The 19,162-nt window shown below is 39.0% G+C and carries 17 protein-coding genes and 2 pseudogenes; all 19 read left to right on the top strand.

All coding sequences use genetic code 11. The features are described from left to right. Positions 1-108, top strand: a pseudogene (locus ADH54_RS11490) (transcriptional regulator); the annotation flags it as partial. Between the two features lie 305 nt (positions 109-413). After that, the gene (locus ADH54_RS07985) at positions 414-1,034 is read left to right on the top strand and encodes a hypothetical protein (protein WP_049524699.1); all 621 of its coding nucleotides are present in this window, start codon (positions 414-416) and stop codon (positions 1,032-1,034) included. An 84-nt stretch (positions 1,035-1,118) separates the two neighbouring features. Next, positions 1,119-1,562, top strand: a complete 444-nt coding sequence (gene tsaE, locus ADH54_RS07980; protein ID WP_049524698.1) for a tRNA (adenosine(37)-N6)-threonylcarbamoyltransferase complex ATPase subunit type 1 TsaE — start codon at positions 1,119-1,121, stop codon at positions 1,560-1,562. Beyond that, a complete protein-coding gene (locus ADH54_RS07975; protein ID WP_049524697.1) occupies positions 1,552-2,070 on the top strand; it encodes a GNAT family N-acetyltransferase in 519 nt (172 codons plus the stop codon). Before tsaE ends, ADH54_RS07975 begins: the two co-directional genes overlap by 11 nt. 7 nt (positions 2,071-2,077) lie before the next feature. Next, positions 2,078-3,094: a biofilm formation/cell division transcriptional regulator BrpA gene (gene brpA / locus ADH54_RS07970; RefSeq protein ID WP_049524696.1), complete on the top strand. Its 1,017-nt coding sequence runs from the start codon at positions 2,078-2,080 to the stop codon at positions 3,092-3,094. A gap of 86 nt (positions 3,095-3,180) precedes the next feature. Continuing rightward, the gene (locus ADH54_RS07965) at positions 3,181-4,437 is read left to right on the top strand and encodes a competence/damage-inducible protein A (protein WP_049524695.1); all 1,257 of its coding nucleotides are present in this window, start codon (positions 3,181-3,183) and stop codon (positions 4,435-4,437) included. Positions 4,438-4,491: 54 nt separating this feature from the next. Further along, on the top strand, positions 4,492-5,658 hold the full coding sequence (gene recA / locus ADH54_RS07960) for a recombinase RecA (RefSeq protein WP_049524694.1): 1,167 nt from the start codon (positions 4,492-4,494) through the stop codon (positions 5,656-5,658). A 115-nt stretch (positions 5,659-5,773) separates the two neighbouring features. Beyond that, positions 5,774-7,144, top strand: coding sequence for an MATE family efflux transporter (locus ADH54_RS07955; protein ID WP_049524693.1), 1,371 nt, complete (start codon positions 5,774-5,776; stop codon positions 7,142-7,144). 375 nt (positions 7,145-7,519) lie between these two features. After that, entirely contained in the window at positions 7,520-8,470 is a 951-nt protein-coding gene (locus ADH54_RS07950; protein WP_049524692.1) for an N-acetylmuramoyl-L-alanine amidase family protein, read from the top strand. 370 nt (positions 8,471-8,840) lie between these two features. After that, positions 8,841-9,185: a helix-turn-helix domain-containing protein gene (locus ADH54_RS12625; protein ID WP_001056000.1), complete on the top strand. Its 345-nt coding sequence runs from the start codon at positions 8,841-8,843 to the stop codon at positions 9,183-9,185. A 12-nt stretch (positions 9,186-9,197) separates the two neighbouring features. Further along, complete coding sequence (locus ADH54_RS07940) at positions 9,198-9,944, top strand: ImmA/IrrE family metallo-endopeptidase (RefSeq protein ID WP_306291438.1); 747 nt, start codon at positions 9,198-9,200, stop codon at positions 9,942-9,944. Next, a pseudogene (locus ADH54_RS07935) lies at positions 9,937-10,359 on the top strand (hypothetical protein); the annotation flags it as partial. The gene ADH54_RS07940 and the pseudogene ADH54_RS07935, both read left to right, overlap by 8 nt. Positions 10,360-11,122: 763 nt before the next feature. Then, on the top strand, positions 11,123-11,626 hold the full coding sequence (locus ADH54_RS12070) for a PBECR4 domain-containing protein (protein ID WP_049524690.1): 504 nt from the start codon (positions 11,123-11,125) through the stop codon (positions 11,624-11,626). Positions 11,627-12,397: 771 nt separating this feature from the next. Then, positions 12,398-13,078: a YSIRK-type signal peptide-containing protein gene (locus ADH54_RS12480; protein ID WP_080980827.1), complete on the top strand. Its 681-nt coding sequence runs from the start codon at positions 12,398-12,400 to the stop codon at positions 13,076-13,078. An 11-nt stretch (positions 13,079-13,089) separates the two neighbouring features. Next, positions 13,090-15,153, top strand: a complete 2,064-nt coding sequence (locus ADH54_RS11475) for a DUF1542 domain-containing protein (RefSeq protein WP_080980826.1) — start codon at positions 13,090-13,092, stop codon at positions 15,151-15,153. Between the two features lie 314 nt (positions 15,154-15,467). Next, the gene (locus ADH54_RS07915; protein ID WP_031233612.1) at positions 15,468-15,926 is read left to right on the top strand and encodes a DUF4231 domain-containing protein; all 459 of its coding nucleotides are present in this window, start codon (positions 15,468-15,470) and stop codon (positions 15,924-15,926) included. 12 nt (positions 15,927-15,938) lie between these two features. Beyond that, entirely contained in the window at positions 15,939-16,547 is a 609-nt protein-coding gene (locus ADH54_RS07910) for a hypothetical protein (protein ID WP_049524689.1), read from the top strand. After that, on the top strand, positions 16,540-16,950 hold the full coding sequence (locus ADH54_RS07905; RefSeq protein ID WP_000595757.1) for a hypothetical protein: 411 nt from the start codon (positions 16,540-16,542) through the stop codon (positions 16,948-16,950). Before ADH54_RS07910 ends, ADH54_RS07905 begins: the two co-directional genes overlap by 8 nt. A gap of 10 nt (positions 16,951-16,960) precedes the next feature. Then, on the top strand, positions 16,961-18,376 hold the full coding sequence (gene ply / locus ADH54_RS07900; protein ID WP_049524688.1) for a cholesterol-dependent cytolysin pneumolysin: 1,416 nt from the start codon (positions 16,961-16,963) through the stop codon (positions 18,374-18,376). The last annotated feature ends 786 nt before the right edge of the window (positions 18,377-19,162 follow it).

The raw sequence follows: 19,162 nt of genomic DNA, 5'->3' as shown, positions 1-19,162 counted from the left end.
CAAGTCAAAAATTATTATATAGAAGCAAGAGAGTTATGTAAGATTTATAACAATCCTTTAATGCTGATGAAGATAGAAAATTATTTGAAGGAATTAGATACTGTTTAGTTAATCTTGACATTATAGTTTTTCTAAAACGTTAAATAACCTGTAAGGCTGATAGTGAAATGAATACTATCAGCCTTATTTCAAATTTATATTCTTCCAAAATCTCTTCAAACCACGTCAGTTCTATCTCCAACCTCAAAACAGTGTTTTGAGCAACCTGTGACTAGCTTCCTAGTTTACTCTTTGATTTTTACTGAGTATCAGCCTTTCGTGTTTGTTTAGGGTCTTAAAGAGACATTTGAGAAGATTGAAAACAGTTCTCTCTTTTCTCCTAGTATAATGATTGGTAGGGAGGGAGAGAAAAGATGAAATCAATGAGAATCTTATTTTTGTTAGCTTTAATTCAAATCAGTTTGAGTAGCTGTTTCCTATGGAAGGAATGCATCTTGTCCTTTAAACAAAGTACAGCTTTTTTCATCGGAAGTATGGTCTTCGTTTCAGGAATCTGTGCTGGAGTAAATTATCTTTATACCCGTAAGCAAGAAGTTCATAGTGTCCTAGCCAGTAAGCAGTCAGTGAAGCTTTTTTATAGTATGTTACTCTTAATTAATTTGTTAGGAGCTGTTCTTGTCTTGTCAGATAACTTGTTCATCAAAAATACGTTGCAGCAAGAATTAGTTGACTTTTTATTGCCATCCTTCTTTTTCCTATTTGGACTAGATTTGTTGATTTTTTTACCCTTGAAAAAATACATGCGCGATTTGCTTGCTATGCTAGATAGAAAAAAGACAGTTTTGGTGACTATTTTAGCAACACTTCTCTTCTTAAGAAATCCAATGACCATTGTCTCTCTTCTGATTTATATTGGACTGGGTTTGTTTTTTGCCGCCTATCTTGTCCCAAATTCTGTTAAAAAGGAAGTTTCCTTTTATGGTCATATTTTCCGAGATCTTGTATTGGTCATTGCTACGCTCATTTTCTTTTAGAGAAAGCTTGTTTTTATGGATGTTATGATGGTAAGTTTAGCATGAAAATAGACACAAAAGAAAAGTTTTTGGTATAATAAGAGTATGTACACAAAAAATGAAGAAGAGCTACAAGCCTTAGGGGAGCGTTTGGGTCATCTATTAGCAAAGAATGATGTTTTAATCTTAACTGGAGAACTGGGCGCAGGTAAAACGACCTTTACTAAAGGACTTGCAAAAGGATTGCAGATTTCTCAAATGATTAAAAGTCCCACCTATACTATCGTGAGAGAGTATGAGGGGCGTCTTCCACTTTACCATTTAGATGTTTATCGTATTGGAGGAGATGCGGATTCTATTGATTTGGATGAGTTTCTCTTTGGTGGTGGGGTGACTGTCATCGAGTGGGGAAATCTCTTAGGTGATGCCTTACCTGATGCTTATTTAGAATTGGAAATTCTAAAAGAAGCAGATGGACGCCGTTTAAATTTTCAGGCAAAGGGTTTGCGTGCAGAAAAGCTTTTAGAGGAGCTTCAACATGGAGTATGAATTGCTCATTAGAGAAGCAGAGCCTAAAGATGCAGCTGAATTAGTGGCCTTTTTAAATCGTGTCAGTGTAGAAACAGATTTTACCAGCCTAGACAGAGATGGTATTCTCTTGACCAGTGAGGAGATGGAAATATTCCTCAACAAGCAAGCTAGTTCGGACAATCAGATAACCTTACTTGCATTCTTAAATGATAAAATTGCTGGTATTGTAAATATTACAGCTGACCAGCGCAAGAGAGTCCGTCACATTGGAGATCTCTTCATTGTGATTGGAAAAAGATATTGGAATAATGGCTTGGGAAGTTTTTTGTTAGAAGAAGCGATAGAGTGGGCACAAGCAAGTGGCATTCTGCGTCGTCTCCAACTGACTGTCCAAACTCGTAATCAAGCAGCAGTTCATCTGTATCAAAAATATGGTTTTGTAATTGAAGGTCGCCAAGAGCGTGGGGCATATATAGAAGAAGGGAAATTTATCGATGTTTACTTGATGGGTAAACTGATAGATTAGTAGAAATATGGTTAAAAAAATTATTGGAATGGTGCTAGCTTTTCTAGCTGTGACAGTTTTGGGTGTCGGTGTTTTTGCTTATACTATTTATCAGCAAGGTACAGAGACTTTGGCAAAAACCTATAAAAAAATAGGGGAAGAAACCAAGGTTATTGAAGCAACAGAGCCGTTGACCATTCTGTTAATGGGGGTTGATACTGGGAATGTAGAGCGTACAGATCAATGGGTTGGAAATAGTGACAGTATGATTTTGCTGACTGTCAATCCTCACACAAAGAAAACGACGATGATGAGTTTGGAACGTGATATCCTGACTAAAATTCAACATAAAGATGGTAGTATTGAAGAAGCGAAGCTAAACGCTGCCTATGCTGGTGGTGGAGCAGAACTTGCTATAGAAACAATTCAAAAGATGATGAATATCCATATCGATCGCTACATTATGGTTAATATGCAAGGATTGCAACAATTGGTCGATGCAGTGGGAGGTATTACGGTCAATAATACACTAGGTTTCCCGATTTCTATCAGTGATCAAGAAGAATTTAACACCATTTCTATCGGCGTTGGAGAACAGACAATAAATGGAGAAGAAGCGCTTGTTTATTCACGCATGCGTTATCAAGATCCAGAAGGGGACTACGGACGTCAGAAGCGTCAGCGTGAAGTCATTCAAAAAGTTGTTGAAAAAGTTCTTAGTTTAAATAGTGTCAGTCACTATCAGCCTATCTTAAAAGCCCTAAGTACTAATATGCAGACTAATATTGATTTATCTGCGAAAAGTATTCCAAGCTTGTTGGGCTACAAAGATTCATTTAAAACCATTGAAACACAACAGTTGAAGGGTGAAGGGGAGATGCTACAAGGCGTTTCTTATCAAATTGTTACGAGAAACCACATGTTGGAAATGCAGAATCTTTTGAGACGTTCTTTGGGACAAGAAGAAGTCACTCAGCTTGAAACAAATGTTGTCTTATTTGAAGATTTATTTGGACGAACACCTGTTGGTGACGAAGACAATTAACTTTCTTACTATAAATAAAAAAATCAATCGTGGGAAATTTCCTGCGATTTTTTCAAAAAAATACGAATAGATAGGTAGGAGGAAACATGAAATCAGAAATCATTGCTGTTGGAACAGAGATTTTGACAGGACAGATTGTCAACACTAATGCCCAGTTTTTATCGGAAAAATTAGCAGAGATTGGGGTAGATGTATATTTTCAGACGGCTGTAGGAGACAACGAAGCCCGTCTCTTATCCCTGCTTGAGATTGCCAGTCAACGTAGCAGTCTGGTGATTTTGACAGGTGGTTTGGGGCCAACTGAGGACGATTTGACCAAACAAACTCTGGCTAAATTTTTAGGGAAAGAATTAGTCTTCGATCCTCAGGCCCAGGAGAAGTTGGATGTCTTTTTTGCCCAGAGACCAGACTATGCCCGAACACCGAATAATGAAAGACAAGCTCAAATTGTAGAAGGAGCGACTCCACTGCCAAACGAAACAGGACTGGCTGTGGGAGGAATGTTAGAGGTTGAAGGAGTGACCTATGTTGTCCTTCCAGGTCCACCAAGTGAATTGAAACCTATGGTCTTAAACCAACTTCTACCTAAGTTGATGACAGGGAGTAAGCTATATTCCCGAGTTCTTCGTTTCTTTGGGATTGGCGAAAGTCAGTTGGTTACGATTTTGTCTGATTTGATTGATAATCAAACCGATCCTACCTTGGCACCTTATGCTAAGACAGGAGAGGTAACCTTGCGTCTGTCAACAAAGGCTAGCAGTCAAGAAGAAGCGAATCAAGTGCTGGATATTTTTGAACATCAAATCTTGGATCGCCAGACCTTTGAAGGACTTTCTTTACGAGACCTTTGTTATGGTTATGGGGAAGAAACTAGTTTAGCCAGCATTGTGGTAGAAGAACTGAAAAAACAAGGGAAAACTATCACGGCTGCAGAGAGTTTGACAGCAGGTCTTTTCCAAGCGACCGTGGCGAATTTTTCTGGAGTTTCAAGTATATTTAAGGGTGGTTTTGTGACCTATAGCTTGGAGGAAAAATCGAAGATGTTGGATATTCCTATCAAGGATTTGGAAGGGCACGGTGTGGTGTCTGAATTTATAGCTCAGAAGATGGCTGAGCAGGCACGAAGCAAGACCCAGTCAGATTTTGGCATTAGTTTGACTGGAGTAGCAGGACCAGATAGCCTAGAAGGGCACCCAGCTGGGACAGTCTTTATAGGCTTGGCTCAAGAGCAAGGAACTGAGGTTATCAAGGTGAATATTGGAGGCAGAAGCCGAGCAGATGTACGTCACATTGCGGTTATGCATGCCTTTAACCTAGTTCGCAAGGCTTTATTAAGTGACTAACTTTTGATATAATAGTAGACAGGTCTGAGGACCATTAGAATGTAGGAGAATAGAATGGCGAAAAAACCAAAAAAATTAGAAGAAATTTCAAAAAAATTTGGGGCAGAACGTGAAAAGGCCTTGAATGACGCTCTTAAATTGATTGAGAAAGACTTTGGTAAAGGTTCAATCATGCGTTTGGGTGAACGTGCCGAGCAAAAGGTGCAAGTGATGAGCTCAGGTTCTTTAGCTCTTGACATTGCCCTTGGTTCAGGTGGTTATCCTAAGGGACGTATCATCGAAATCTATGGGCCAGAGTCATCTGGTAAGACAACGGTTGCCCTTCATGCAGTTGCACAAGCGCAAAAAGAAGGTGGGATTGCAGCCTTTATCGATGCGGAACATGCCCTCGATCCAGCTTATGCTGCGGCTCTTGGTGTTAACATTGACGAATTGCTCTTGTCACAACCAGACTCAGGAGAGCAAGGTCTTGAGATTGCAGGAAAATTGATTGATTCAGGTGCTGTAGATCTTGTCGTGGTCGACTCAGTTGCAGCCCTTGTCCCTCGTGCGGAAATTGATGGAGATATAGGAGATAACCACGTTGGTTTGCAGGCTCGTATGATGAGCCAGGCCATGCGTAAACTTGGTGCTTCTATCAATAAAACCAAAACAATTGCCATCTTTATCAACCAATTGCGTGAAAAAGTTGGAGTGATGTTTGGAAATCCAGAAACAACACCTGGTGGACGTGCTCTGAAATTCTATGCTTCAGTGCGTTTGGATGTTCGTGGTAATACACAAATTAAGGGAACTGGTGACCAAAAAGAAACCAATGTCGGTAAAGAAACTAAGATTAAGGTTGTAAAAAATAAGGTAGCTCCACCGTTTAAGGAAGCCGTAGTTGAAATTATGTACGGAGAAGGAATTTCTAAGACTGGTGAGCTTTTGAAGATTGCAAGCGATTTGGATATCATCAAAAAAGCAGGAGCTTGGTATTCTTACAAAGATGAAAAAATTGGGCAAGGTTCTGAGAATGCTAAGAAATACTTGGCAGATCACCCAGAAATCTTTGATGACATTGATAAGCAAGTACGTTCTAAATTTGGTTTGATTGATGGAGAAGAAGCTTCAGAACAAGATACTGAAAACAAAAAAGATGAAGCAGTTCAAGCAGATTCTGTGAATGAAGAAGTAACTCTTGACCTAGGCGATGAGCTTGAAATCGAAATTGAAGAATAAGCTGTTAAAGTAGTGGAGAAAATCCGCTACTTTTTCGATTCCTTATTCTGGTTTTCTGCTCACGCATAGTTTGCTGTTTCTTGTCGCTCTGCTAGAAAGCTGATATAATAGCCTTATGAATAAAAAACGAACAGTGGACCTGATTCATGGTCCGATTCTTCCCTCGCTTGTGAGTTTTGCCTTCCCAATCTTGCTGTCTAATATTTTTCAACAGCTCTATAACACTGCTGATGTCTTGATTGTTGGGCGATTTCTGGGTCAAGATTCCTTGGCTGCAGTAGGGGCGACGACAGCGATTTTTGACTTGATTATAGGCTTTACGCTTGGTGTTGGCAATGGCATGGGGATTGTCATTGCCCGTTATTACGGGGCTCGGAATTTCACTAAAATCAAGGAAGCAGTAGCAGCCACCTGGATTTTAGGGGCTCTTTTGAGTATTGTAGTGATGTTGCTGGGCTTTCTTGGTTTGTATCCTCTTTTACAGTACCTAGATACTCCTGCAGAAATTCTTCATCAATCTTATCAATATATTTCTATGATTGTGACCTGTGTCGGTGTCAGCTTTGCTTATAATCTTTTTGCAGGCTTGTTGCGGTCTATTGGGGACAGTCTAGCTGCCCTTGGTTTTCTGATTTTCTCTGCTCTTGTCAATGTGGTTCTGGATCTCTATTTTATTACGCAATTGCATCTGGGAGTTCAATCTGCGGGACTTGCTACCATCATTTCGCAAGGTTTATCAGCGGTTCTCTGCTTTTATTATATCCGTAAGAATGTGCCAGAACTTTTGCCTCAACTCAAGCATTTCAAATGGGACAAGGCCTTATACGTCGATCTCTTGGAGCAAGGTTTGGCTATGGGCTTGATGAGTTCGATTGTGTCCATCGGCAGCGTGATTTTACAGTCTTCTGTTAATACCTTTGGTGCAGTGATTATTAGTGCCCAGACGGCGGCTAGACGCATTATGGCTTTCGCCCTTCTTCCTATGACCGCTATCTCTGCTTCTATGACGACCTATGCTTCGCAAAATCTTGGTGCTAAGCAACCAGACCGCATTGTTCAAGGACTTCGAATCGGCAGTCGTTTAAGTATGTCCTGGGCAATTTTTGTTTGTGTCTTCCTCTTTTTTGCCAGTCCAGCCTTGGTTTCCTTCTTGGCTAGTTCGATAGATGGTTACTTGATAGAAAATGGAAGTCTCTATCTGCAAATCAGCTCAGCCTTTTATCCTATTTTGAGTCTCTTATTGATTTATCGCAACTGCTTGCAGGGCTTGGGGCAAAAAGTCCTTCCGCTGGTTTCCAGCTTTATCGAACTAATCGGGAAAATCGCTTTTGTGGTCTTGATTATCCCTTGGGCAGGCTATAAGGGAGTTATCCTTTGCGAACCCCTTATCTGGGTTGCCATGACCATTCAACTGTATTTCTCACTGTTTCGTCACCCCTTGATAAAAGAAGGCAAGACCATATTGGCAACAAAAGTGTCATCATAGCTCGATTTGCTGAATAAAATCTCTTTCCTCTAGTGAAAATCGAAAAAACTTGTGTTCTCCTCTTTAGTTTGGTCTTGAAAACAGTTTAACAGACTTTTGACTTCTTTTATATGATATAATAAAGTATAGTATTTATGAAAAGGACATATAGAGACTGTAAAAATATACTTTTGAAAAGCTTTTTAGTCTAGGGTGTTATTGTAGATAGAATGCAGACCTTGTCATTCCTATTTACAGTGTCAAAATAGTGCGTTTTGAAGTTCTATCTACAAGCCTAATCGTGACTAGGATTGTCTTCTTTGTAAGGTAGAAATAAAGGAGTTTCTGGTTCTGGATTGTAAAAAATAAGTTGTTTTAATTGATAAGGAGTAGAATATGGAAATTGATGTGAGTAAATTAAGAACAGATTTGCCTCAAGTCGGCGTGCAACCATATAGGCAAGTCCATGCCCATTCCACAGGCAACCGTAACTCAACGGTTCAAAATGAGGCTGACTACCATTACAGAAAAGATCCTGAATTGGGCTTCTTTTCTCACGTAGTCGGTAATGGTCGTGTTATGCAGGTAGGACCTGTTGATAATGGTGCCTGGGACGTTGGGGGTGGTTGGAATGCAGAAGGTTATGCACAAGTTGAACTGATTGAAAGCCATGAATCAAAAGAAGAGTTTCTGATTGACTATCGTCTCTATATCGAACTCTTGCGTAATCTAGCGGATGAAGCTGGTATACCGAAAACACTTGATACAGACGACTTGGCAGGTATCAAGACACACGAATATTGTACCAATAACCAACCTGACAACAACTCAGATCACATTGACCCCTATCCTTATCTTGCCAAATGGGGTATTAGCCGTGAGCAGTTTAAGCAGGATATTGAAAACGGCTTGACGATTGAAGCAGGATGGCAACAGAACGATACTGGCACCTGGTATGTACACTCAGATGGTTCTTATCCAAAAGATAAGTTTGAGAAAGTCAATGGTACCTGGTATTACTTTGACGGTTCAGGATATATGCTTGCAGACCGCTGGAAGAAGCACACAGACGGCAACTGGTACTGGTTTGACCAGTCAGGCGAAATGGCTACAGGCTGGAAGAAAATCGCTGAGAAGTGGTACTATTTCGATGGAGAAGGTGCTATGAAAACAGGCTGGATCAAATACAAGGAGACTTGGTACTATCTTGATAGTCAAAATGGGGACATGGTTTCTAATGCCTTTGTCAAATCAAATGATGGCTGGTATTACCTTAAAGAAGATGGCACGATAGCAGAAAAACCAGAATTTACAGTCGAGCCTGAAGGCTTGATAACAGTAAAATAATAATGGAGTGTCTTTCAAATCAGAACAGCGCATATTATTAGGTCTTGAAAAAGCTTAATAGTATGCGTTTTCTTGTGGAGATATTTCCTTCAATTTTTGCTACTATATTAAATAAAAATCAAAAAGCAAACTAGAAAGCTATGCTCAAATAAAATCTAAATTTGACAATGTAAACCGAGTCGGATAGCTTTAAGTACTGTTTTGAGGTTGAAGATATGATTTTTGATAGGAACTCATCAAATAGGTTTAATATCATCACTTTTGGATTTTTAAGCAACATCAATAAATTGCTTTCTTGTTTTGTCATAATTTTTTTATTTAAAAAATTGACTTTATGACAAGGGTGTGCTATTCTTTTTATGAGAGGTGTATGAATATGATAAATGTATGTGATGTTGGAAAAAGAATAAAAGAACTTAGAATATCTTCAAATCTTACTCAAGATAAGATTGCTGAATATTTGTCTTTGAATCAAAGCATGATTGCCAAAATGGAAAAAGGTGAAAGGAATATCACGTCGGATGTTATTGAGAAACTATCTGCCCTGTTTTGCTGTACGGTTGAATATCTTTTGTTTGGCGAACAAGCTGAACAACAGTGTGTCATATCGTTTAGAAAAAATAAAATAGTAGACCAAGATCTTAAAGTTTTAGCGAAAATCAATAAAATTGTATTGAATCAATTTGAGATAGATCAGCTATTGGAGACAAAATAAATGATTGATAAAATGGATTTAAGTAATAAAGCTTCAAATCTTAGAAAAAAGTTGGGAGCTGATGGTGAAGCGCCGATAGATATTTTTAAATTGGTACAAAAGATAGAAAATTTGACGCTGGTATTTTATGGACTCGGAAAGAATATTAGCGGAGTCTGTTATAAAGGAACTCAGTCCAGTCTCATTGTAATCAATTCAGACATGTCATTAGGAAGGCAAAGATTTTCTTTAGCACATGAACTGTATCATCTTTATTATGATGAGGTGAAGAAGAGTTCAGTCAGTCTTATCTTGATTGGTGAAGGAGATGAAACTGAAAGAAAAGCGGATCAGTTTGCTTCTTATTTTTTAATTTCCCCATCTTCACTGTATAGGATGGTTGAGGAAATCAGAGAAAATGCCAATAGAACTCATCTTGAAGTAGAAGATATTATAAAATTAGGTCAGTTTTATGGTATCAGTCATAAAGCTATGTTATATAGATTGCGGAATGATGGATACCTTGATGCAGAAGAAATTAAAAATATGGATATTAGTGTTATAGAGACAGCTTCAAGATTAGGCTATGATACAAGTTTATATCGTCCTTTGTCAGAAAGTAAAAAGGAAATGGTATTAGGACACTATATTAAATCGACTGAACAACTTTTAGAAAATAACAGAATTTCGCAAGGGAAGTATGAGGAACTGCTATTAGATGCTTTCAGATATGATATTGTATATGGGCTAGATGAAGAGGGGGAGTTGTCGTTTGACTAGTCGTGTATTTATTGATACAGATTGTATTTCAGCATTTTTATGGGTTGGCACTGAACATCTTTTAGAAAAGCTCTATTCGGGTAAAATTGTTATTCCACAAGAGGTGTATGATGAAATCAATATACCTACAATTCCCCATTTAAAATCTAGGATAGACCAGTTAGTAGCTAAGGGTTCAGCTGAGATTGTGAGCATAGACATTGGAACTGAAGAATACGCATTATATAGAGATTTAACAAGAAATCATGATAGTAACAAGGTTATTGGTAAGGGAGAAGCAGCTTCTATTTCCTTAGCGAAAAAGCATAATGGGATATTAGGAAGTAATAATCTAAGAGATGTTAAACCATATGTAGAAGAATTTTCTTTAGAACATATGACAACAGGAGATATACTGGTTGAAGCCTTTAAGGCAAAATTCATTACTGAACAAGAGGGGAATCATATCTGGAATAATATGCTTAAAAAGAGAAGGAAAATTGGGGCGGCTTCTTTTTCAGACTATCTTCGTGGAAGTGTTCATCAAAATAGACAAAAATAGATTTGGATAAATCGAACTCACTATTCAGTAGGCATATGAGCACTTCGAAGAAGAAAAGTGTCAAATTGAGCCTATAAGAGTAGAAATGACCTGCATAGGGGATGAGAGAAAAGTTGTCCTTGAAGTTTCCCTGAACTATCAGTCGCATGTCAAACGATATGTAGGGTGATATGAGAGGGGATAGCGAGTAGTTTTTGGTTATTTTATCAAAAAACTTGTATTTTATCATACTGAATGATAAAATACAAGAAAAATAGTAGAATAAAGGAAAGCTTTTCTAAAATGTGTATCTCCCCACAGGATTCGTTCTTGTGGGATTTTTTTCGTTAAAGAAAGCGATAAATATTGACTTTTTTAAAGAAAGATGTCATAATTAAGTTGGAAAAAACGTAAAAGTATCACTTTTCTCGTTATCCCGACTCCCAAAACGTCGTTAAACGCTCGGCAATCCATGGAGACATGGACACATAGTAGTAAGCACGCTATGTGGCTTGGCAGAGCTAAAAACTGTTCCCTTGCGATAAGCCTAATAAGCACAACATAGGGAGTTAGAGAAGCCGACTCTAATCATCCACTTTGGGCAGTAGTGAGAACTGCCCCGTGCTTTTTTTATTTTGAGAAAATATGGAGTTTGTCGTTGAAATTACTTGATTGTATTTTAGATTATCAAGAGAAATTCGATGGAAAAACATGTCAAGTATCAACGAATTATAAGCATTTAGAGACTTTCGAAGTAGATTTTTGCTTGACTGATTTACATCACTTATTTGGCTTGCACAAAATCACACGAGATTATGCTAGTCAAACAATACCTGCTATTCAAGCTGGTGTTTTTATTTTGGAAGAATATAAAAATAATCCCATGTACAACGATGTTATAGAAAGGATATCTTTGTATAGTTTTATCGGTGATATCTTCTATTTTAGGATAACAAGTTGTTGTATCCTAGCCAAAGATTTATCTAAAAACACTATGAAGTTGGACGTCATATTTTTTGAAGATAGAAACAAAAGATCCGCAATTTTAGGTTTACGAAGAGATAAAAGTGGAATGTTTAAACCGGTTACTCTACATTTTACAAGCGCTAAGAAATATGCTAAAGTTCGTAAAACAGATGTGAAAGAAATTAAATGGTTATAAAAAAACTTTTCGCAGGCTTCGGCTTGCGTTTTTTTGTTTGATAAAATTAAAAAAATGTACAAAAATAAGTAGAATTGAAAACAGGAAAAAACACCTCCTTTCGATTCGCCAAGCCTCTTCGCAAGGCAATGAGGGGGCGGAGAGACGCGCTCGTCAACAGAAGTATCTCATTGGAAATGTTGCTCACTTTTTTAGTGAGCTTTTTATTTAAGGAATAGGAATGAAAAGTAAGAAGTTAAAATTATACTCAATGAAAATCTCATCAAACCCGTCAGCGTCGCCTTGCAGTCTGTATCTTACTGACCCAAGCTATGATGGACTTAGAATAGGTGATTTGGAGCGTCCTAGCGGCTAGGAAATGCTGATCATAGTCCTTTGCTGAGGATAGGGTGTAATGCTCAACTGTTGACCTAATTGATAGGAAGGGAATTACTATAAAATACTCAGATTTCCATCTTATATTTCGAAATGAGTTTGTAATTAAAATGTAATAATATCGTAAAAATGGTGCAGATGATGTTGTGCATATATAAATGTAGTATAACTCTTGTATATTTGTTAAAAAATAGGCTGTATCAAAAGGTTTTATACGTCTATATATATATATATATAATGTCGCTTTTTTCTTGCATTTTCTGACTCTATACTATCAGCGAGGGGGTTGATTTGTATGTCAGAAGTGTTAGTATAGAGTTGATATATTATCGTCTGTCGGCTTTTTGCGCGCTTTCTAAGCTCAGGGAAGCTCTCAGGCAAGGAAAGGATTCACTTATGTTCAAGAAAAAGAATGATGGTAATGGAGAGAAAATTTTCCGTTATTCAATAAGGAAGTACCACTTTGGTGCTGCCAGCGTTGCCGTTGCGGCGCTGATGTTTTTTGCCAATGGGACAGTACAGGCGCAAACGCCTGATATTTCTCCAGCTACAGAGAGCGAAGTGGCTAGAACCAGTGATGTTATAAGTTCTTCCTCGGATGGGGCTGAGGCTTTAAGCGAAAAAACTTCTGGTAAAAATCCCAACCAGCTAGAGCCTTCTACCCAAGGCAATCAAGAAAGTTCAGATAAAAACAAGTCTCTAGTAAAAGATAGCGAAGAAGGTAAGAAAGAGAATCAAGCAGAGGCAATCAGTATAGTTGTAGATAAGTCGCTTGCCCAATCTGCTCAAACTAGTCTACAAGCTTTACTTGCCAATCTGACTCTGGATTCTATGAAAGAACTCCATGCTCGTGTAGAGGAAAGTCTAGCAAGAGCTAAAGCTGTTCTTGATAATCCAAACTCCAGTCAAGAGGAGGTTAATGCCCAGGTTCAAGTCATGAAAGCCTTGACTGAGGAGGTCAACAAGGCTTTGGCTGGTGGACTCACATCCCCAGCTCAGCTTGGGGAAGGAGGGAGCGCGACTACAAGTGAAGTAAGCCCAACTCCCAGACGGGGCGAGGTCGCAGAGGACAACTAACCCCTCCTGCAATGCTAGCACCAGCAGAAAATCAAGAAATCAAAGAAACGACGGAGGAAGTTACAGACTACACAAATGGTCAGGGGAGCTATCCTTTATCAGAAAAAATCCATACTCTCCTCCAAGAACTGAAGATCAGCACTGAAAATCCAGAACAAGTCCAAAAACTCAAGGAAGCCTACGATAAACTCAATGAAGCATTGGGGGCATCGGGAGATGGTCTTGTAGATGATGCTGTCTTTAATGCTGCACTTGAGGAGTATAAAAAGGCAACTCAATTAAAGAATGGTGGGAGCTTCTCCTCGCATTCTCGAGGTAAGAGAGATACCATATCTTCAAATCTTAGAGTTGGTTATGGAAAAAGGGGACCGGGTCCAAATGGAAAGTATACAGATTTAACCGATGATAGAACTGCTAAGAATTTTCAGAATAATACGCCATTCTACGGTAAAGACTTGTTTTGGGTTGCAGAATCAGATAATTCGAATATTAGAAATATCACTGTAAGTGGTCTAGAAGGAATGAACTTAAATCTTCGATTAGAAGGACAAGGTACTAGAAAAGCTGTATTGCGAGCAACTGGTACACCACCACAAAATGTTTTTGGAGCTAGGCGAATAGTTGTCACAGCAATTGCGGAAAATGGTCATAGTGTACAAAAAGAATTAACAATGATTTTCCATCTTCCTAAAGTTTCATTTGATACAAGTAGCGAAGATTTAAAAGGAAAAGCAAATGATAAGCCAATAGTTACTGTGAGAATGCCAGGAAATTTACCAAGTTCTCATATTCAATCTGGAACACAGGTAAAAGCTTTTTTAGTTAGAGGTGGTCGTAATAGTGATAACTGGTTAAATCCTCATGCAGAAGGGTATGAAGTTGTTGCTGTAACGCTAGTGAAGACTGACGGGACTGCTGTATTTACTCTGACTGATTATAGAAAAGAGAATATAGGAAAAGAACCTCTGAAAGCGATTTTAGCAATTGTCAATCAAGGAACAGAAACTCCAAAAGAAGACTATATCTCCCCTCTGTCAGATAGAAGTATTCAAGCTACAGATCCGATTGATAGGGATGGGGCCAAACAAGCCCTACAACAGAAAGCTCAAGCTAAGAAAGAGGAGTTGGCAAAAGTTCAGCACTTGACGAAAGAAGAATTGGATGAAGCCAAAGGCAAAGTAGACGCAGCCTTGACTAAAGCCGAAGGAGAAGTTGATAAAGCAACGAACCAAACTGGTGTCACTAGTGCCAAAGAGGCAGGTCTGACAGCCATCGGCAATGTCACAGCGACAGCTGATGGTAGTCAAGGCGATGCAAATAACCAAGATCAGCCTACTACTCCAAGCGCTCCAGCTCATTCGGGAAATTCGACGGATCAAGCTACTGATCCATCTGCTCAAGAGAGGGAAACAGGAAATGCGACAGCACCAGAGTCTCCACAAGGGCTATCTGGAAGTTCTGTGACGGCGCCAGCTCGTAGCCGAAGAAGTGTATCCTTTGCTGGAGGTACTCAATCGAGTCAAGAGAAACAGGTTGATAAATCAGTCTTAAGAGATTTGATTCAAGACTTGGAAACTCGTTTGAAAGACTTGGATGGTATTGATCAATCTGTCATCGACGCTGCGAAGATCATTCTCGGAGAGGGTCAAGAAGCCCTTAGAAATGCTGACTTGACAGAGGCAGGCTTGAGAGAAGTTACTGCTAAGGTCAAAGAAGCACTCGAATCCTTGAAAGGCAAGCAAGCGACTAAGGATGAAGAAGAAATGAAAGAAACAAGCAAAGAGCAAGGTCATCTTCCATACGGCACCATGATTGGCAGCCTGCTCGCCCTTCTTGGTCTCCTTCTCTTCCTCATCGCTCGTCGCAAGAAAGAGTCAGAACTCAAGAAATTGACCAAGGAATTGACTAAGGTTCTGCAAGAAGGCGACCTTACAAGTGTAGATGTCAAAGTCCTCGACCAAGCACGAGAAGCTCTCGCTCAAGCAGTTGCCTTCCTAGCCAATGAGAAAGAGTCTGACCGCACAGAAGAGGAGTTGCTTGAGAAACTCAAAGCTATTCTTGCTCAGTTAAGATAAGCAAAGTTTAGACGAGTTGGAAACTAGCTAGAATAGTGATTGATAGAATGTTGGAAAAACTCAATTTGAGGTGAACATTCAGAAAATCTTTCTCTGATAAAACGCATAATATCAAGCTTTTTAAGGCAAGGTATTATGCGTTTTTATCATTTTGAAACTTTTTGTTCCATCCTTTTTGTGATATTTTTCCCTTATTTCACAAATATTTCATATTTAGATTTTATAATAAGATATAGCTTTCCAGTTTTTACTATACTTTGATATTCAAATATGTTATACTATGATTATCAAAGTAAATGAAAGGGGTTACGAACATGACGCCAGAAGAAATGTACTTGACAGAGCGATTGGACGTACAGATAGCTCATTTTTTAAAGAAAAGCGTTCAACATCGTAGACGCTATAAGGTATTAAAAATAACAGAAATCGTGGCAGGTTTTCTCATAGCTGTCTTTTGTGCTATTCCTATGCCAGGTGATCGCTATCGTTTGATTTCAGTTGCCTTGTCCAGTCTAGGCTTGCTGTGTGAGGGGATTCTCAATTTGTATAATGCCAAGGAACACTGGATTTCTTACCAAAAAACTGCGCAACTCCTGGAAAGGGAAAAATTCCTCTATCAATGCCAAACGGAGAAATATGCAGGAAAGACCAAGGCTTTTGCCCTATTTGTCAAGACATGCGAAGGTCTTATCTCAGAGGAAATTAACCAGTGGGAAAGTATCCAGTCAAAAGAAGTGGCAGCTAGTGCAGATGCTCCAGAGAAAAAAGAGTAGGAGGTGGAGGAAATGTATCAATCCAGCTACCTATTGCCCTTGCTCTGGTTAAAAAAAGAAGCCGATAAGGAAAAGATGAGCGCGACTCAGTGCCAGATATTTTTCTTTTACTATCAACTGTTTGAACTCTTATTTGCTAGAGAAAGTGACTTGAGAGACTTATGTCTGGGAAGGCAAGGTTTTTATTTCTCGCAGTTAGAGAAAGATTTGCTTTCTGGAGTTTCCCAATTTCTAAAAAACTTGGAGGGCAAGGGGACTCTCAAGGCTAACCAAGAAGTATCAGCTCGCAAAGCCCTTTTTCTAGCCTTGACAACTAGCCAGTCAGATTGGCAGGCTTTGGCTCCTGTTTTTGATTTTTATCAGTCTGTAGGGAGACTTGGACATCCTTCTCTCTTGAGTTCTCAGGACAGACAATATCTGATGTGGATTTACCAGTCAGCTTTGGAGAAGGATTATAGTGTCAAGGTAATTGGCGACAAGCATTTTGTATTGAAGAGACAAGATGCTACTAAATTGACAGGGCGCCAAACTCAAACTTTGGAAATTCTGAGCCAATCAGAAGACTTGGTCAATCCTGTCTATGTTACATTAGGAGAAAAGGGGGTGCTCTTGCTTGATTAAGAGAGGAGATGTTGTAGCTCTTTATTTGCCTTTTCCGACTATTAGTAGCGATTTGGCTGTGAAGAATCATATGTATATTTGTATTGACAACAGCATGACTAAAAACAAAGAGTTAGTTAAAAATCAGACCTTCAAACCAGCTCTCTTGACCAGACGTTTGGTCAAGAACTTTATGATAGAAGAGCCAGATTTAGCTCGTAATCCTTTTACAAGACCAACCTTGATTGACTTAGATAAGGTATTTATGTTGGATAATACGGTTATTCCGACTTCTTATCTAGCCAGACGGCGACGCAATGTCTCAGAAGAATTATACGAGGAAATTTTGGATCACTTAGTCCAACCACGGCTGATTTCGCTGAACAAGTCTGAGTTTATGCAACTCAATCCAGGAACTTATTAGGAGGTAGAAGATGGCAAATAAAGCAGTAAATGACTTTATACTAGCTATGGATTATGATAAAAAGAAACTCTTGACCCATCAGGGAGAGAGTATTGAAAATCGTTTCATCAAAGAGGGGAATCAGCTACCCGATGAGTTTGTTGTTATCGAAAGAAAGAAGCGGAGCTTGTCGACAAACACAAGTGATATTTCCGTGACGGCTACCAACGATAGTCGCCTCTATCCTGGAGCACTTCTCGTAGTGGATGAGACCTTGTTAGAGAATAATCCCACTCTTCTTGCGGTCGATCGTGCCCCGATGACTTATAGTATTGACTTGCCTGGCTTGGCAAGTAGTGATAGCTTTCTCCAAGTAGAAGACCCCAGCAATTCAAGTGTTCGCGGAGCGGTAAACGATTTGTTGGCCAAGTGGCATCAAGATTATGGTCAGATCAATAATGTCCCAGCTAGAATGCAGTATGAAAAAATCACGGCTCATAGCATGGAACAACTCAAGGTCAAGTTTGGTTCTGACTTTGAAAAGACAGGGAATTCTCTTGATATTGATTTTAATTCTGTCCATTCGGGCGAAAAGCAGATTCAGATTGTCAATTTTAAGCAGATTTATTATACAGTCAGCGTAGATGCTGTTAAAAATCCAGGAGATGTGTTTCAAGATACTGTAACGGTAGAGGATTTGAGGCAGAGAGGAATTTCTGCAGATCGTCCTTTGGTCTATATTTCGAGTGTTGCTTATGGGCGCCAGGTCTATCTCAAGTTGGAGACCACGAGTAAGAGTGATGAAGTAGAGGCTGCTTTTGAAGCTTTGATAAAAGGAGTCAAGGTAGCTCCTCAGACAGAGTGGAAGCAGATTTTGGACAATACAGAAGTGAAGGCAGTTATTTTAGGAGGCGACCCGAGTTCGGGTGCTCGAGTTGTAACGGGCAAGGTGGATATGGTAGAGGACTTGATTCAAGAAGGCAGTCGCTTTACAGCAGATCACCCAGGCTTGCCGATTTCCTATACAACTTCATTTTTACGTGACAATGTAGTTGCGACCTTTCAAAACAGTACAGACTATGTTGAGACTAAGGTGACAGCTTACAGAAACGGAGATTTACTTTTGGATCATAGTGGTGCCTATGTTGCCCAATATTACATTACTTGGGATGAATTATCCTATGATCATCAAGGTAAGGAAATCTTGACTGCTAAGGCTTGGGACAGAAATGGGCAGGATTTGACGGCTCATTTTACCACTAGTATTCCTTTAAAAGGAAATGTTCGCAATCTCTCTGTCAAAATTAGAGAGTGTACCGGACTTGCCTGGGAATGGTGGCGTACGGTTTATGAAAAAACTGATTTGCCCCTAGTGCGCAAGCGGACGATTTCTATTTGGGGAACGACTCTTTATCCTCAGGTAGAGGATAAGGTAGAAAATGATTAGGAGAGAAGAATGTTTGCGACAAAAAGAGGCGATGATCTCTCTGTGAATATCTGAAAGTTTATCTCTTGCCTAGCGATTTCCATTGGAGTATGCTCGTGATGTTAAAATGAGTCTATCAAACAGGATGTGTAAAAAAGTAAAAAGGGTAGTGAAACTCCTTGCTATACAGGGGATTAGCTACCTTTTGCTTGTTTTAGAAGTGCCAGTGTACTAGTCTAATTTCAGTATCATGTGAAATCAAAAAGAACATAAATTTCTGTTTCAGGAACACATAAATTATGGTTTTGTTTAGAAATTCTTCTATTGATTTCTTAGAATACAATAGCGCCTATAAGAACTGTTGAATTTCAAAGTATTTACTTGAACTATGATACGTCTGGAGTAGACTGTCAACAAAAGGTGCAGTATAATGGTTTTTGTCGCTTATATCTACAACCTCAAAACAGTGTTTTGAGCAACCTGCGGCTAGCTTTCGAGTTTGCTCTTTGATTTTTTATTGAGTATTAGAGGTTTGCTTAGAAACTCTTCTATTGACTTCTTAGAATGCAATAGCTCCTATAAGAACTGTTGAATTTCAAAGTATTTACTTGAACTATGATATGTCTGGAGTAGACTGTCAACAAAAGGTGCAGTATAATGGTTTTTATCGCTTATATCTACAACCTCAAAACAGTAGCTTGAGCTGACTTTGTCAAACTTGGCTGAAACTTTCTATTTGCAGATAATGGTCTAGTTTGTTTTTTGAATGTTGATAAAGATAGAAAGGTAAGACATCTTGGTAACCAA

The organism is Streptococcus pseudopneumoniae (assembly GCF_001072315.1).
GTDB lineage: Bacteria > Bacillota > Bacilli > Lactobacillales > Streptococcaceae > Streptococcus > Streptococcus pseudopneumoniae_R.
Note: the sequence above shows the minus strand (reverse complement) of the source record. Positions and strands in the feature narration are given on the sequence as shown.

Coding starts and splice junctions, on each gene's coding strand:
- ADH54_RS07985 (WP_049524699.1), top strand. CDS start 414: ATGAAATCAATGAGAATCTTATTTTTGTTAGCTTTAATTCAAATCAGT.
- tsaE (WP_049524698.1), top strand. CDS start 1,119: ATGTACACAAAAAATGAAGAAGAGCTACAAGCCTTAGGGGAGCGTTTG.
- ADH54_RS07975 (WP_049524697.1), top strand. CDS start 1,552: ATGGAGTATGAATTGCTCATTAGAGAAGCAGAGCCTAAAGATGCAGCT.
- brpA (WP_049524696.1), top strand. CDS start 2,078: ATGGTTAAAAAAATTATTGGAATGGTGCTAGCTTTTCTAGCTGTGACA.
- ADH54_RS07965 (WP_049524695.1), top strand. CDS start 3,181: ATGAAATCAGAAATCATTGCTGTTGGAACAGAGATTTTGACAGGACAG.
- recA (WP_049524694.1), top strand. CDS start 4,492: ATGGCGAAAAAACCAAAAAAATTAGAAGAAATTTCAAAAAAATTTGGG.
- ADH54_RS07955 (WP_049524693.1), top strand. CDS start 5,774: ATGAATAAAAAACGAACAGTGGACCTGATTCATGGTCCGATTCTTCCC.
- ADH54_RS07950 (WP_049524692.1), top strand. CDS start 7,520: ATGGAAATTGATGTGAGTAAATTAAGAACAGATTTGCCTCAAGTCGGC.
- ADH54_RS12625 (WP_001056000.1), top strand. CDS start 8,841: ATGAATATGATAAATGTATGTGATGTTGGAAAAAGAATAAAAGAACTT.
- ADH54_RS07940 (WP_306291438.1), top strand. CDS start 9,198: ATGGATTTAAGTAATAAAGCTTCAAATCTTAGAAAAAAGTTGGGAGCT.
- ADH54_RS12480 (WP_080980827.1), top strand. CDS start 12,398: ATGTTCAAGAAAAAGAATGATGGTAATGGAGAGAAAATTTTCCGTTAT.
- ADH54_RS11475 (WP_080980826.1), top strand. CDS start 13,090: ATGCTAGCACCAGCAGAAAATCAAGAAATCAAAGAAACGACGGAGGAA.
- ADH54_RS07915 (WP_031233612.1), top strand. CDS start 15,468: ATGACGCCAGAAGAAATGTACTTGACAGAGCGATTGGACGTACAGATA.
- ADH54_RS07910 (WP_049524689.1), top strand. CDS start 15,939: ATGTATCAATCCAGCTACCTATTGCCCTTGCTCTGGTTAAAAAAAGAA.
- ply (WP_049524688.1), top strand. CDS start 16,961: ATGGCAAATAAAGCAGTAAATGACTTTATACTAGCTATGGATTATGAT.